Annotated in this window: 13 protein-coding genes; 5 read left to right on the forward strand and 8 right to left on the reverse strand. The window is 36.9% G+C overall.

The window, feature by feature from the left end; translation table 11 throughout:
• Positions 1-214: 214 nt before the first annotated feature.
• The 3 genes from ACQV2S_RS04940 to ACQV2S_RS04950 form a co-directional block, all read right to left on the reverse strand.
• Positions 215-1,330, reverse strand: a complete 1,116-nt coding sequence (locus ACQV2S_RS04940; RefSeq protein WP_428873840.1) for a BMP family lipoprotein — start codon at positions 1,328-1,330, stop codon at positions 215-217.
• A gap of 153 nt (positions 1,331-1,483) precedes the next feature.
• Positions 1,484-2,401, reverse strand: a complete 918-nt coding sequence (locus ACQV2S_RS04945) for a pseudouridine-5'-phosphate glycosidase (RefSeq protein ID WP_428873895.1) — start codon at positions 2,399-2,401, stop codon at positions 1,484-1,486.
• A gap of 54 nt (positions 2,402-2,455) precedes the next feature.
• On the reverse strand, positions 2,456-3,589 hold the full coding sequence (locus ACQV2S_RS04950) for a PfkB family carbohydrate kinase (protein ID WP_428873841.1): 1,134 nt from the start codon (positions 3,587-3,589) through the stop codon (positions 2,456-2,458).
• Positions 3,590-3,740: 151 nt separating this feature from the next.
• On the opposite strand from ACQV2S_RS04950, the gene glpK reads away from it, so the two are divergent.
• The 4 genes from glpK (at position 3,741) to ACQV2S_RS04970 (ending at position 8,939) form a co-directional block, all read left to right on the forward strand.
• Positions 3,741-5,252: a glycerol kinase GlpK gene (gene glpK, locus ACQV2S_RS04955; RefSeq protein WP_428873842.1), complete on the forward strand. Its 1,512-nt coding sequence runs from the start codon at positions 3,741-3,743 to the stop codon at positions 5,250-5,252.
• Positions 5,253-5,379: 127 nt separating this feature from the next.
• Positions 5,380-6,567, forward strand: a complete 1,188-nt coding sequence (locus ACQV2S_RS04960; protein ID WP_428873843.1) for a glycine C-acetyltransferase — start codon at positions 5,380-5,382, stop codon at positions 6,565-6,567.
• 9 nt (positions 6,568-6,576) lie between these two features.
• Positions 6,577-7,524 carry an L-threonine 3-dehydrogenase gene (locus ACQV2S_RS04965; protein ID WP_428873844.1) on the forward strand — a complete coding sequence of 316 codons (948 nt, stop codon included), beginning with the start codon at positions 6,577-6,579 and terminating at the stop codon, positions 7,522-7,524.
• A 269-nt stretch (positions 7,525-7,793) separates the two neighbouring features.
• Positions 7,794-8,939 carry a hypothetical protein gene (locus ACQV2S_RS04970; protein ID WP_428885099.1) on the forward strand — a complete coding sequence of 382 codons (1,146 nt, stop codon included), beginning with the start codon at positions 7,794-7,796 and terminating at the stop codon, positions 8,937-8,939.
• A gap of 51 nt (positions 8,940-8,990) precedes the next feature.
• Here ACQV2S_RS04970 and ACQV2S_RS04975 read toward each other — a convergent pair whose 3' ends face one another.
• Complete coding sequence (locus tag ACQV2S_RS04975) at positions 8,991-9,494, reverse strand: HAD hydrolase-like protein (RefSeq protein WP_428882089.1); 504 nt, start codon at positions 9,492-9,494, stop codon at positions 8,991-8,993.
• A gap of 306 nt (positions 9,495-9,800) precedes the next feature.
• Between ACQV2S_RS04975 and nagA the strand changes: the two genes are divergently transcribed.
• On the forward strand, positions 9,801-10,955 hold the full coding sequence (nagA, locus tag ACQV2S_RS04980) for an N-acetylglucosamine-6-phosphate deacetylase (protein WP_428873847.1): 1,155 nt from the start codon (positions 9,801-9,803) through the stop codon (positions 10,953-10,955).
• A 41-nt stretch (positions 10,956-10,996) separates the two neighbouring features.
• On the opposite strand, the gene ACQV2S_RS04985 is transcribed toward nagA, so the two are convergent.
• The 4 genes from ACQV2S_RS04985 to ACQV2S_RS05000 all read right to left on the reverse strand — a co-directional run bounded on the left by ACQV2S_RS04985 (position 10,997) and on the right by ACQV2S_RS05000 (position 14,567).
• Positions 10,997-11,782, reverse strand: a complete 786-nt coding sequence (locus tag ACQV2S_RS04985) for an ABC transporter permease (protein ID WP_428873848.1) — start codon at positions 11,780-11,782, stop codon at positions 10,997-10,999.
• Positions 11,782-12,444: an ABC transporter ATP-binding protein gene (locus ACQV2S_RS04990; protein WP_428874964.1), complete on the reverse strand. Its 663-nt coding sequence runs from the start codon at positions 12,442-12,444 to the stop codon at positions 11,782-11,784. The genes ACQV2S_RS04985 and ACQV2S_RS04990 overlap by 1 nt, the downstream gene beginning before the upstream one ends.
• A gap of 100 nt (positions 12,445-12,544) precedes the next feature.
• Positions 12,545-13,213: a type 1 glutamine amidotransferase gene (locus ACQV2S_RS04995; RefSeq protein ID WP_428875999.1), complete on the reverse strand. Its 669-nt coding sequence runs from the start codon at positions 13,211-13,213 to the stop codon at positions 12,545-12,547.
• Between the two features lie 13 nt (positions 13,214-13,226).
• Positions 13,227-14,567, reverse strand: coding sequence for a MurT ligase domain-containing protein (locus ACQV2S_RS05000; RefSeq protein WP_428873851.1), 1,341 nt, complete (start codon positions 14,565-14,567; stop codon positions 13,227-13,229).
• Positions 14,568-14,640 lie beyond the last annotated feature (73 nt).

Below are 14,640 nucleotides of genomic sequence, written 5' to 3' on the forward strand. Positions count from 1 at the left end.
CAGAAGCTCCCTATTTTTTATTTGTTTTATGTCACATATGTATTATCGTCTAACATGAAAAAACATTATCCTAATTGTTCCTAGAAGTAATAGTCGAATATAATTAATCCAATCAAAAGACTTTCTATTATATACGTTAAGTAGTTCTAAATAGAAAAAAGAGCAAGCTTGAGATAAATCAAGCTTGCTCTTTTTTGTAATTAATTTTAAATTATTATTCTGCTTCAGTTTCTTCAGCAGTTTCTTCTTCTGTTTCGTCTTCAGCTTTTTCTGCATCAGCATCTTCATTAGAGGTCATCTCTTCACCTGGTTTTTCAGGGACAACGATTTCGCCATTGATGATTTGTTGTTTGTAGTCTTCAACAGCTTTCTTAACTTCGTCAGTTAAGAATTCAGTTGTAAGGTCTACACCACCATCAGCTAAACCTAAAGTTTGAACGCCACCTTCAAAACCTTCAGCTTGTGTTTTTTCAGCAAATGCTTTCACTGATTCACCAACTTGTTTCAATGTAGATGTTAATGTTAAGTGACGCTCTTCACCGTCAATTTCAATTAAGCCTTCAGCGTCTTGGTCTAAGTCTACACCAATTACGTATAATTCTTGAGAAGGATCGTTTGATACACGGTCTTTAGCTTCTGAGAATACACCTTGGCCAGTTCCACCAGCAGCATGATAAATGATGTCTGCGCCACTAGAGTAGATTGAAGCTGCTAGTTGCTTTCCTTTAGGAGCATCTGCAAAGTGACCAGCATACTCGATTGATATTTCGATATCAGGGTTAACTGTTTTAGCACCAGCTACAAAACCAGCTTCGAAACGGTCAATTACTTCAGACTCAACTCCACCGATAAAACCGATGTGGTCTGTCTTAGTAGTCATAGCTGCAGCAACACCTGCTAAGAAAGCTGCTTCGTTGTCTTTAAAGGTAATAGAAGCTACGTTGTCTTTTTCAACAACAGAGTCTACGATAACAAAATGTCCATCTGGGTTTTGTTCAGCTGCTTCATCAATAGCCGGTTGTAACTTATAACCAATACCAAAAATAAGGTTTGATCCACCTTGGATAGCTGCATTGATGTTTGTTACATAATCTGAATCTGACTTAGATTCAAGATAGAAGTAGCCACCAGGGCCTTCTTCTAATTCATTTTCTTCACCGTAAGCTTGTAAACCTTCCCAAGCAGATTGGTTGAATGATTTATCGTCCACTCCACCAACGTCAGTAATGATTACTGGTGAAATTTGTTCTTGAGCAACAACAGTTGCTAAAGGTAATGTAGCTGCACCTAGTGTTAAGGCAGCTGCCGATAGTGTTAATAATTTTTTCATAGAATACCTCCATTTGTTTTAACTATAATATACCTTTATAAGGTCGATAAAGCAAGCGTTTGCTTTCTAAGTTAATCACTCATGATCACATATAAAAGCCTCCAATTCAGGAATAACCCAAACTAGAGGCTAAAAATACTTTTGGAAGACACATTAGTTTTTCAATTGGTATTGAACCGCAATTTCTGCACCTAATTTTGCATTATTATAAACCAATTGGATATTAGTTTCTAATGAGCGTCCTTCAGTCAATTCAACAATTTTTGCTAATAAGAAGGGGGTGGATTCCTTACCATGAACGCCAGCTTCTTTTTCTTCAATTAAAGCTTGATCAATGATAGCATTGATTTCATCGTTAGGGATTTCGTATTCTTTAGGGATTGGGTTTGCAATCAATAAACCAGCTTGTAAATCTAGTTGATCAGCGGCTACCATTCGCTGGGCAATTTCTTCTGCAGAATCTGCCCTACTAGTCAAGCGGTAAGGTGAGGTTGAAGAATAAAAGGCTGGCAGGTAATCGGTTTGATAACCAGTAACCGGAACCCCTTTAGTTTCTAAGTATTCCAAGGTTCTTGGTAAGTCTAAAATAGCTTTAGCTCCCGCACATACCACGGTAACAGGAGTTTGGGCTAACTCTTCAAGGTCAGCAGATACATCCATGTGTTCAGTATATCCACGATGAACCCCACCAATTCCACCGGTTACAAACACTTTAATCCCGGCTAGATGAGCGCCAATCATGGTTGTAGCCACGGTAGTGGCTCCTAATTGCTTATTGGCAATTACTTCGGCTAAGTCTCGTCTGGATACTTTGACCACATCTTTTGCTGTAGCTAAGATTTCCAAGTCTTCTTCTTCTAAGCCAATTTTAAACTGCCCGTTCATGATGGCTATGGTTGCTGGAACAGCTCCGTGGTCACGAATAATTTGTTCCGTTTCTTGTGCCATTTTAACATTTTGTGGATAAGGCATTCCGTGTGAAACGATAGTTGATTCTAAGGCTACAATCGGTTTTTGTTGAATGATTGCTGCTTGAACCTCTTTAGAGATGGATAATAGGGGATGATTCATAGCGTTAGCTGTTTCTTTATTATATGGTTGATTCATAGTTATATTCCTCTTTCTTTAAAATATTTGACAATTTCCAATCAATTGACGTTCTTCTTCAAACAGTTTCGCATTAAGATTTTTTCTAACTGTGGAAGGGGATTGTACAGTGTAATAAGAGTTAGTAATACCATAATGAATGGCTTCACTTGGAGCATATTCTTTTTTGAGCCCGTATATTAATCCCGCTACAAAAGAATCGCCAGCCCCTGTCACATCAACTAATCGAGGGTTATTAGGAGGTTGAAAATATAGAAACTCTTTCTTTTGATTCGAGTATAGCAATGGTTTAGTACCACGAGTGATAATGACATTTTCCACTCCTCGATCAATCCATAGCTCAGCGAGATATATAAAATCATCTTCCGTCTTAACTTTGTGATTAAAGTATTCTTCAGATTCATCCTGATTGACAATTAGCCATGTAATTCCTTTTAAATTCTCTGGCAGATGGTTCATTTTCGGTCCGGAAACTGGAATAACCACCAGAGGTATTTGCTGTTTTTTCGCTATATTCATCACTTGTTCAACGGCAGATTGAGTGAGATTAAGATCCATAGCAATGAATTGACAATTTTCAATTTGTAAATGGAAACTAGTAATCCATTCAGCATTCATTTGATCACAGATTTCCATATCAGCAAAGGCTACTTCCATTTGACCTGTTTCATCGAGAATGGCTGTGTAGGAGGACGTATTGTGATTTTCTAAGGATTTCACATGGTCTAAATTCACAAAGGGCTGAGTAATAGCCTTAATTTCTTCAAAATCAGCATCGATACCTGCTAAAGATAGTAAACTCACTGAGAGTTCCATCCTTCCGAGGTTTTCTGCTACATTTCGTGCAACTCCTCCAACAGTCACTGTTGAGTTAACAGGATTAGAGGTGGATTTGAGTAAAGGTGTTTTTAACTGAAAGATACGGTCAATATTCATAGCTCCGATACAAAAAATATCAGCTGGTTCATTGACAATATAGGCTCTACCTTGCAGGTAGCGCTTTTGCGTAAGTGATGACACAATATTAGCTAGAGTAGATCGATTAATACTCAAAATTTCAGCAAGTTTAGTTTGAGTAAGAAAAGGGTCTTGCTTAATTAAATCCAAAACACGCTTTTCATTTGAGTTGAGTCTGATGATAATACCTCCCACTGACAACAATTGTCCTTATTTAAGATTCTTGTCTTAATTATACCTTTAAATTAATAGAATACAAGTCTTAATTAAACGAAACTTGAGAAGTATATTGACAAGAACTATAATACAATCACTCAATTAAGCGATTAAAGAGAGGGGCTTTATTTTGTTAAACGACCGATATATAATGGCAATCGATCAAGGAACGACATCTACTAGAGCAGTCATAGTGAACCATCAAGGTGAATTTATAGCCAGTGCTCAAAAAGAATTTCAACAATTTTTTCCTCAATCTGGTTGGGTAGAACAAGATGCTAATGAGATTTGGCAATCCGTTCAGTCCGTCATTTCTCAAGCTTTGATTAATGGTAATATTCAACCTAAGCAGATAGTAGCAATTGGAGTCACTAATCAAAGAGAGACGACAGTCATTTGGGACCGTGAAAGCGGAGAGCCTATCTATCACGCGATTGTCTGGCAATCGCGGCAATCAAGCGAAATATGCCAAGCGCTTAAAAAGAGTGGCTATGAAGATATTATTAAGAAAAAGACAGGCTTACCGCTTGACCCTTATTTTTCAGCGAGTAAAATTCGTTGGATTTTAGACCATCTTCCAACTTCTCAAATAAGAGCAGAAGCTGGCGACTTAGCCTTTGGCACAATAGATTCTTGGTTGATGTGGAAATTGTCAGGTGGCAGACACCATATTACGGACTATTCTAATGCTTCGCGTACCCTTTTATTTAATATTGAAACTCTGGAATGGGATCGAGAGCTTTTAGACATATTCAATATACCTGCTCAACTATTACCCCAAGTGGTATCAAATTCTGAAATATACGGAAAAACAGCCACCTATCATTTTTACGGTCACGAAATACCATTAGCTGGTATGGCTGGAGATCAACAAGCAGCATTGATTGGTCAACTCGCCTTTGATAAAGGGCAAGTTAAATCAACTTATGGAACAGGTGCCTTTATATTGATGAACATTGGGAATGAGCTAAAGCTGTCTAAGCATGCGCTATCTACTTCTATCGCTTATAAATTTCCTAACCAATCTCCAGTATACTGTATTGAGGGCTCTATATTCGTAGCGGGTTCAGCTATTCAATGGTTACGAGATGGATTAAGGATGATTGAAGAATCTTCTGAATCTGAGGAACTCGCCCAACATTCAAAAAACGAAGATGAAGTATATGTGGTGCCAGCTTTCACGGGATTAGGAGCTCCTTATTGGGATTCTCAGGCTAGAGGAGCTGTGTTTGGCTTAACTCGTGGCACTGATAAAGCTGACTTCGTTAAAGCGACCTTGCAATCTTTAGCTTATCAAGTGCGCGACATCATTGATGTAATAAAGGATGAAATGGGGGTCGTCATTCCAGAATTAAAAGTCGATGGAGGCGCTTGTAAAAATAATTACTTGATGCAGTTTCAAGCAGATATTTTAAATACGGCAGTAACACGCTTATCCAATCTTGAGTCCACGGCATTGGGGGCTGCTTTTCTAGCAGGCTTAGCAGTAGACTATTGGCAGTCTATTGAAGAAATCCAAAGCTTAGTTAAACCCGCTATAACTTTTAAACCGAAAATGTCAATAAATCGCAGTGAAGATTTATATGAAGGTTGGAGAAGGGCTGTTCAGTCGACGCGACATTTTAGTAACAAGCGGAACTAGTTTAATTTAGCTTTAGAATAAGAAAATAATGAGAAATCAATAAGGATTTAATCATAATTGCGATTGTATTTGCTTTAAACCTGGAAGCGTTTTATAATATAGTAAAAGTATTAAGGGGGAACTATAAGTGGTACAAAGCTTACATGAATTTTTATCAGCAGCAATTGCAGAAAAGAAAGAAAAGAATCTCTATAATGAAATCGAAGCCTTATCTTCTGCAAACGGCCCAATCATTGAAATTAACGGACAAGAGCTCATTAATTTATCATCAAACAACTATCTTGGTTTAGCAACTTCCGAACGTTTAAAAGAGGTAGCTAAAAAAACTATTGATAAGTATGGAGTGGGAGCAGGTGCGGTTCGTACTATTAATGGTACGATGGATGTCCACAATATTCTAGAAAAGAAAATTGCAGAATTTAAGAAAACAGAAGCTGCAATAGCTTTTCAATCAGGCTTCAATTGTAATATGGCTGCTATTTCTGCCATCATGAACAAAGAAGACGCTATTCTTTCAGATGCATTAAACCACGCTTCAATCATTGACGGCTGCCGTTTATCACGTGCTAAAATCATTCCAGTGAAACATCAAGACATGGATGATTTACGTGCAAAAGCTAAAGAGGCAACAGAATCAGGCTTATACAAAAAAGTAATGTACATTACAGACGGTGTTTTCTCAATGGATGGCGACGTAGCTAATATTCCAGAAATTGTTGAAATTGCAGAAGAATTCAACTTAATTACTTATGTTGATGATGCGCACGGCTCAGGAGTAATGGGTAAAGGTGCGGGTACAGTTAAGCATTTCGGTCTATCGGATAAGATTGACTTACAAATTGGAACCCTTTCAAAAGCTCTTGGTGTAGTAGGTGGATATGTTGCGGGTTCACAAGAATTAATCGACTGGTTAAAAGTAGCTGGACGTCCATTCCTATTCTCAACTTCATTAACACCGGGGGATGCTGCAGCTGCTACTGAATCGATTAATATCTTAATGGAATCATCAGAATTACACGATCGCCTATGGGAGAATGGTAACTATCTTAAAGCTGAATTAAAAGCATTAGGCTTTGATATTGGCAACTCGGAAACACCAATTACACCAGTTATTTTAGGTGAAGAAAAATTAGCTCAAGCCTTCTCTAAACGGTTAAGAGAAGAAGGAGTCTATGCTAAATCAATTGTCTTTCCTACAGTACCACTCGGAACTGGTCGTGTGAGAAATATGCCAACAGCTGCACATACTAAAGAGATGTTAGACCAAGCAATTACCATCTACGAAAAAGTTGGTAAAGAATTAGGCGTAATCTAGGAGGGAATCATGAAAAAAATCTTAATTACTGGTGCATTAGGCCAAATCGGTTCGGAATTAGTTGTTAAGTTAAATGATATGTATGGTGAAGAAAATGTCGTACCTACAGATATCCGTGTAGTAGAGGGAAATGAAGTCTGTAATCATCCTAACTTCGCTATTTTAGATGTAATGGATATGGACGCATTTATGGCTATTGCTAAAAATCACGAAGTAGACACATTAATTCATATGGCTGCTTTATTATCAGCTGTTGCAGAAGAAAAGCATTTATTAGCATGGGATATTAACATGCAAGGTTTAGTAAATGGATTAGAAGTTGCTCGTTCATTAGAGCTTCAATTTTTTACACCTTCATCTATTGGTGCGTTTGGTCCAGACACACCAAAAGTTGGTACTCCTCAAGATACTATTCAACGCCCAACAACAATGTATGGAATTACTAAGGTAGCAGGTGAGTTACTGTGTGATTATTACTATACTCGCTTTGGTGTGGATACTCGTGGCGTACGTTTCCCTGGTTTAATATCTTACGTAACACCTCCAGGAGGTGGAACAACTGACTACGCAGTGCAAATCTATTATGATGCGATTAAGTATGGTAAATATGTCTGCAATATTCCTCAAGGTGTAAAAATGGACATGATGTACATGCCAGATGCTATTCAAGCAATCATTGATTTAATGGAAGCTGATGCTGATAAATTGGTTCATCGCAATGCTTTCAATATTTCAGGTATGTCATTCGAGCCTGAAGAAATTGCGGCATCAATCCGTAAAGTCATGCCAGACTTCGAAATGACTTACGATGTGAATCCAACTTTAGAGCGCATTGCGAAATCTTGGCCAGATGAAATGGATATTTCAGCTGCTAAAGAAGAATGGAACTTTAAAGCAGAGTATGATTTAGATAAGATGACAGTGGATATGCTTGAGAAATTAAAAGCTAAACAATAATTTTTGACTTAATAGCGTTGGTTTGTTTGCCAACGCTATTTTTCATTCATAAATAATAATTATGAATAAATTGTGAACAAAATTAGAAGAGTGTTCGTTTGTGGATTAAAAAGTAAACTCCGACAAACACTGATATAAAAGCATCTACAATAGGGATGGGAATAATATTCTTAAAAAAATCATCATTATTTCTAAGCAAATTACTAGCATAAATAGAATATAGGATGTATGATGAAGACATACTAGAAGAACAAAGGAGCGATTTTATAATGAAAAAATCTTTTAAAAAATTAGTTTTAATTTCAATGAGCGCTATCACCTTAGGAGCTATAGCTCCAACTGTATCTATCTTTGCTCAAGAAGATAGTGAAACAACTGTGGACTCAATGATTGAAGATTCTATGGAAGAAACAACAGTTGAAGAAGATGAAGAAGAAGTAAGTCCAATGCAGAAAGCTTTGGAAGAAATCGTTAAAAAGTATCAAGAAGATTATCCAGAAGTTGGAATTAATCGTATTATCATCCAACCTTTAGAAGAAGATGAAGAAGATGATCTATCTGTCAAAGTCGAGTCAGAAATGGGAATGGCTGATGACGAAACTGAAGAAGAAATGACCCAAGATGAAATGTCAGATGAAGAAATGACTGAAGACGAAATGGATGAGGTAGATCCATTTGAAATTACGATTGAAGGTACAGATGAAGAAGCAATGGAAGATGTAACTGTTTCTTATGATGCTCGTACGAAAGAAGAAATCCCTGAAGACGAAAACGAAGTTGAAGATAGGATGTCTGAAGCTGAAGATACTATGGATGACATGATGTCAGATGCAGAAGATGCAATGGATGATATGATGTCAGATGCAGAAGATGCAATGGATGATATGATGTCAGACAATGAAGAAAGCGAATCTGATACTGAAGAGGAAATGTCTGATGAGCCTTTAGCTACTATTGATTTTGAAGATCTTGCTGGTTTTGACGAAATTAAAGAAGCCGCTGAAGAAGAAGCTGGCATGGGTGAAGCATTAGAATTTGTTTATTCAGTTAATGAAGAAACAGATGTCACTGAAGTGGCCGTATTTGTTTATGAAAACACTGAAGAACCAACCGAAGGAAAAATGATGACCATTACTTTAGATGCTACAACTTTAGAAGTTCTAAAAGTTGAAGGCAGTGAAGTTGAAGAAGCGGTAGATAGTGAAGGGAATGCAGTAACTAGTCCCCAAGAGTCAAACAATGGTGGTCAAGATGCTCCTTCTAACGAAGAAACAACTACAGAGGAATCTGAAGGACATGAAGAAACAACTACAGAGGAATCTGAAGGACATGAAGAAACAACTACAGAAGAATCTGATGAAAATGAAGATTCAGATACAACAGAAGAAAATGAAGAAACAACTTCTGAACAATAATTTTATATGAATAGACGTAAAAAAAGTCCGAGCAATTTGCTCGGATTTTTTTTAAAGATTGGATAGTAAATTACAAAGGTCCTTTTCAAATTGGATTGCTTTAAGATAGGGATGATTATTCCTACCAGGTTTGTTATGGACATTAAAGTAAATAGCTTGCCAACCACTATTTAAAGATCCTTCGATGTCATTGGTCCAATCAACTCCACTATAAATAATTTCATCTTTTGCGCAAGCAAGTGAGTTAGTAATTTTATTGAAAATTTCAACATCAGCTTTCGAATAAGCCAAGTTTTCCGATATGAAATTTTGATCCTCATCAAAGTATTGCCTTAAGCCGAGCACTTCAATTTTACTCCTTTGACCAGCATTGGCTCCTTTAGTCAGTATAAAGAGTTCTACAGAACTTTCTTTAAGGTGGAGCAAGCATTCATGAAAATTTGGACGAAGCGTTAGATATTTTTTGCAATCCTTGTATAGATCAAGAAAACTATGAGCTGGATCTAAGTGAATTTCATGCTCGAAAGTGCTAAAAGCATCAATAGTCCGCTGCAATTGATAATGAAGTTTACTACAGTTATCGGCAATAAAGGATTGGTAAAGATTTTTCGAATAATGCTGGTAGACAGGATTAAAAGAATCAAAGGGGATGTTATAAGGGTTGTCTGATTGAAAGGCTTCATATACCTACTGATAAATGGCACTTCGATCATAGAGTGTATCATCTAAGTCAAAACCTATTGCTTTAATCAATTTTAAACTCCTATATAAACTTATCTATCTCATCACAGCATAGTTATTAGCAAAATTATTCTATAATTTTCAAAAACAAGTATAATATGTAGTAAGAGGAGTGATGGTATGAGTAAATACTATAAAGCAAAGCAAATTATATTAGATAGTTCAGTAGTTGAGGAAGCCTTTCTTGAAGTAACAGATGAGGGTAAGTTTGGCGAAATTGTGAGTGATTTGCCAGCAAATGTTGAGCGAATAAAAGATTATGAGAATCTGATAATTGCTCCTGGTTTAGTGGATACACATATCCACGGCTATCAAGGTTACGATATCATGGATAATGATCCTGAAGGTCTGCGCCATATTTCTGACCAATTATTGACTTGCGGAGTGACCTCCTTTTTGCCAACAACTTTAACCGATTCGATTGAGCGTTTAAATGCAGTATGTTCGATGATCAAAACAAATTATCAAACCTGTCAGGGAGCTAAAGTCCGAGGAATCTTTTTAGAAGGACCTTTCTTTACAGAAAAATATAAAGGGGCACAAAATCCCAAATACATGAGTGATCCCTCGATTGATGCATTAAGTGAATGGATAAAATTGTCAGGGGGTTTAGTCAATAAAATTGCAATTGCACCAGAACGTCAAGGAGTCATTCCATTTATTGAATATGCCAAAGCCCAAGGAGTCCATACTGCTCTTGCCCATTCAGATGCTAGTTATGATCAAGCAAAAGCTGCAGTAGAGGCAGGTGCTGATATTTTTATTCATTTATACAATGGTATGTCAGGTTTGCACCATCGCAATCCTGGTATGGTTGGCGCGGCACTTAGCTTGAAAGATGTTTTTGCTGAAATCATAGCCGACGGCCACCATGTTCACCCAGCTGCTATTGAAATTGCACTTAAAGCTAGAGGACTAGAAGAGACAGTTTTAATTACTGATTGTATGCGAGCCGGTGGCATGGGAGAAGGCATCTCCCGTTTAGGTGAGTTTGATGTAATGGTAAGCGAAGGAACAGCGCGATTAGTTGAAGGAGGAAGCCTCGCGGGCTCTATTCTAGAACTGATACAAGGCGTTCAAAACATGATTAAATGGGAACTAGCAACAGTCGACCAAGCAATTCGGATGGCGAGTCTAAATCCAGCGCGTTCTGTCGGAATTCAAGCTGAATGTGGCTCAATAAGAAAAGATATAGCAGCTGATTTTATTGTTCTTAATCAAAATGCTGACTTACAAGCAACCTACTTAGATGGCCAATTAAGATATCGAGTATAGAATAATCCCCAAGAAACCCCTCTTGGGGATTTTATTTTACTTTATTTTTTATCATTTTCTGGCATGAAGGTTAATTGATAGCGATCATTGAAAAAAGTACGAATAGCTAAATGAGCGGAAGTTGCTGAGACCAGTGAAGTGGTACCTAATAAAGTAAAGGAGATCATCATTTGATACATAATTGCCTTGGTTGGATCGACACCGGCAAAAATTAAACCCGACATCATACCCGGCAAGGTGACAACTCCTGTAGTTTTCACGCTATCGATGGTTGGCTGAATACCAGATTTAACGGCCAGTTTTTTAATATGCGTGCTAGCTTGCTGTGGACTTGCTCCTAAGGCTAGCATTTCTAGAAATGCCTGTCTATGATCTTCAAAAAGCTGTTTCAAATTTCTATAGGTTAAACCGAGAGCCGTCATGGCCGTCCCAGAAATCATCCCTGTGATTGGAACCACTTGGGAAGGGGTAAATTTTAGAGAACCAGATAAGACTAATATTGCTAAACTAGTGAGTGATCCAATTCCGATTGCTGATAAAGAAATGGCGAAGGCTTTATTTATTCCTTTACCGTGCTTAGAAGCATTCCAAGCGGCATTGAAAATAATAACCGCAACCATGGCTACAGTAAGCAAAGCGTTATCGATAGAGAAGACTTGTTCTAAGACATAGCCTACAATTAATAATTGTAAAATAACTCTTACTATGGCAATCAATAAATCTTTCCAAAGGTCCAGTTGTTCTTTATATGAAATATAAAAGGTTATTAAAACAAGGGAAAAAGAAAGGGCTAAAGTAAGCGGACTAACTTGAAGATTCTGAGTCATTATTCTTCCTCGCTTTCATCGATATTTTTCGATATATAAACTTCGCGATTAGCAAGCTGGTGGTCCTTGTCTAAATGACTAATTAAAAGAGTAGTAATTCCTTCTTTATCAATATAGTTGAGTAGCCAACGCCATAGTATTTCTCTGGTTCTTTGATCAAGAGCAGAGGTAATTTCATCTAATAATAAAATTTCCGGCGGAAAAATTAAATTTCGAATAAGAGCAACCCGTTGTTTTTCTCCTCCAGATAAACTATTAATTTCTTTGCTTAAATAATCGCTTGAAAGTTCTACTTCTTGCAATAATTGAACAATACGATCTTTATCAGCGGGTAAATCGCGAATTTCATAAGGGAAGGACAAATTATCCCATACATCTCGACCAAACAATTGAGCTGTTTGGAAGCAGTAGGAAATTTTTTGTCTCAGTTCAATGGGTGGATACTGGTCAATTTCTTTCTCTTCAAAAAAAATAGACCCTGATCGGCTTAGGTTAGGGGCATTTAAGTAAACAATTTCTTTTAAGAGGGTTGATTTTCCTGATCCAGAAGGGCCATTGATAGAAACAAAATCCCCTTTTTCAATCTTAAAAGACAAGTCAGAAATAATTGTTTTCTTTGAACTTTGAATAGTAAGATCTTTGACTGCAAGAATATTTGACATAATATACTCCTTTTTAGAATCATTATCATTTATTTTAACATGAGGGTGACTCTTATTAAAGCTAACTAGAAAAAAGTTGAAGCCTTTGGCTTTAATTGCCTTAGGCTTCAACTTTAGGAGTCTGTTGATTAGAAAGAGCTAAATCAATTAACTCATCAGTCAACCAATCGTTTTTAACTAATAAGGGACCGTGAAAATAACTGCCAAAAGTATTGCGGTAATGGGTCCCTTCAGTTTGGTCTTTACCATTATTCCCATATCCTTGAATGACTTTTCCGAAAGCTTTTTGATTTTTTCCTAAATGAGTCACACCATTGTGGTTCTCGAACCCGATGAGTTCGCGCTTAAAATAGTCAGAATAGATTTTGGTATCACCGGTAAAGCGGTGGTTAATTTGCCTTTCAGTAAAATGGTCAAGAATACCAAGTCCCGGTAATTTTTCTCCTTTAGCATTAACATAATAATGACCTAAGAGTTGATAACCACCACAAATTGCTAGAACGACACCATCTTTTTCAATGAATTCTTGCAAACCAGGTCGGATGGATTGGATCTGTTTAGCAATTACCTTTTGCTCGTAATCTTGTCCACCACCAAAAAAGACTAAATCATAGGCAGTAGGATCAAAAGGGTCATCAATTGTTACCACTTCAGTTAATACATCCATCCCTCTTTTTTGGGCATGGTATTGAAGCATCAGTAAATTTCCATTATCACCATATGTATTAAGTAAATTACCATATAAGTGACAAATTCTAAAAGTTTTCATTCACTTCTTCCTCTCAATGATTTAGATAGCCCTGCTTTTTTAGTTCTTCTCTTAATTGAAGCATGGCAGTATAAGTTGCTAAAACATGAATGTTTTCTGTGTTGGCTTGCTCAATCAGCTGGAAAATTTCTTCTATTGAGTGAGCTTTTTTAATTTGATTTTCATCAATTCCCGCAACAATAATTCGCTTGGTCAAATCATCTACTTTATCACCAGCGGTGATGACTTCAGCGACTGGCATGGTCTTTAATCGTTCATAATTACCGTCCCAAATCCATGAAACATCTGTCCCATCAGCATATTGATTATTTAGAATATTGACTAAAGTGAAGGGTTGATGATCAAAAGTAATCAGTTCTAGTACTTGATCTAAACCAACCGGATTTTTCACCAAATTAAGTAGAACCTTTTTGTCTTTTATTTGAATACTTTCTTGTCGACCAAATACTTTCTTAGCTTTTTCAAAAGCTTGTCGAATCTCACTATCATCTAACCCTAACTCTCTAGTCAATGAATAAGCGGCTAAAGCATTATAAATATTATACTTACCAGCAACTGGTAAAGTGAAGGACTGGCCATTAATCGAAAATTGGGAGTGGGTAAGCGCCAGCTCATTAATTTGATCGACGGTATAAGTTAATTTGGGACGTTTAAAACCACAATGTTCGCAATAATATTTACCTAAATTAGCATAAGTAATCATTTTATAGGTTAGGATATGATCGCATATTGGGCAAAGTAAACCATCGGTATTATGATGCGGAACAATCCGTTCATCCTTTTGATGATCAAAACCAAAGAAAATTTTCTCATTTTCTATTTCTAATGAATTAAACATTGGTAGATCGCCGTTGGCAATAATTTTGGCTGTAGGCACACTTTTAGCAGCATTTTTTAATAAATCAAAAATAGTATGAAGCTCACCAAAACGATCCAACTGGTCGCGGAAAATATTTGTAAAAACAAAATACTCCGGTTGGATGGCTTTAACCACATGGCTTAAAGAGCCTTCATCGACTTCTAAAATGGCTATTCCTTTTTGGCCATCTTTTAAGCGAGGGGCTTGTAAAAACGTAGTTACTATTCCTTGATGCATATTTGATCCAGAGGGATTGGTAATGACTAAGGGCTCTACTTCTTTTAAAATTTCAACAATTAAAGAGGTTGTTAGCGTTTTTCCGTTTGTGCCAGTAACAACCACAACTTGATAATTGTTGGCTAATTCTTTTAAGATATCGGGTTCTATAGTAAGGGCAATTTTTCCAGGTAAGGAGGACCCTCCTTGAGTGAATTTAGTTAATAAATAACGGCTTGTCTTTCCAATAATACGAGCGATTTGGCTACGTAATGGCATGCTACCACCTCAACTTTTCATAATATACAAGTAATATTATTCTATCAGTCCTCAAGTAAATTTGGAAGAAAGA

Source organism: Facklamia sp. P13064 (assembly GCF_050409425.1).
Classification (GTDB): Bacteria; Bacillota; Bacilli; order Lactobacillales; family Aerococcaceae; genus Facklamia.

What these genes read in the sequence shown, in the direction of transcription:
- ACQV2S_RS04940 (WP_428873840.1), bottom strand. Translation starts at nt 1,330, where the DNA reads ATGAAAAAATTATTAACACTATCGGCAGCTGCCTTAACACTAGGTGCA.
- ACQV2S_RS04945 (WP_428873895.1), bottom strand. Translation starts at nt 2,401, where the DNA reads ATGAATCATCCCCTATTATCCATCTCTAAAGAGGTTCAAGCAGCAATC.
- ACQV2S_RS04965 (WP_428873844.1), top strand. Translation starts at nt 6,577, where the DNA reads ATGAAAAAAATCTTAATTACTGGTGCATTAGGCCAAATCGGTTCGGAA.
- ACQV2S_RS04970 (WP_428885099.1), top strand. Translation starts at nt 7,794, where the DNA reads ATGAAAAAATCTTTTAAAAAATTAGTTTTAATTTCAATGAGCGCTATC.
- nagA (WP_428873847.1), top strand. Translation starts at nt 9,801, where the DNA reads ATGAGTAAATACTATAAAGCAAAGCAAATTATATTAGATAGTTCAGTA.
- ACQV2S_RS04985 (WP_428873848.1), bottom strand. Translation starts at nt 11,782, where the DNA reads ATGACTCAGAATCTTCAAGTTAGTCCGCTTACTTTAGCCCTTTCTTTT.
- ACQV2S_RS04990 (WP_428874964.1), bottom strand. Translation starts at nt 12,444, where the DNA reads ATGTCAAATATTCTTGCAGTCAAAGATCTTACTATTCAAAGTTCAAAG.
- ACQV2S_RS04995 (WP_428875999.1), bottom strand. Translation starts at nt 13,213, where the DNA reads ATGAAAACTTTTAGAATTTGTCACTTATATGGTAATTTACTTAATACA.
- ACQV2S_RS05000 (WP_428873851.1), bottom strand. Translation starts at nt 14,567, where the DNA reads ATGCCATTACGTAGCCAAATCGCTCGTATTATTGGAAAGACAAGCCGT.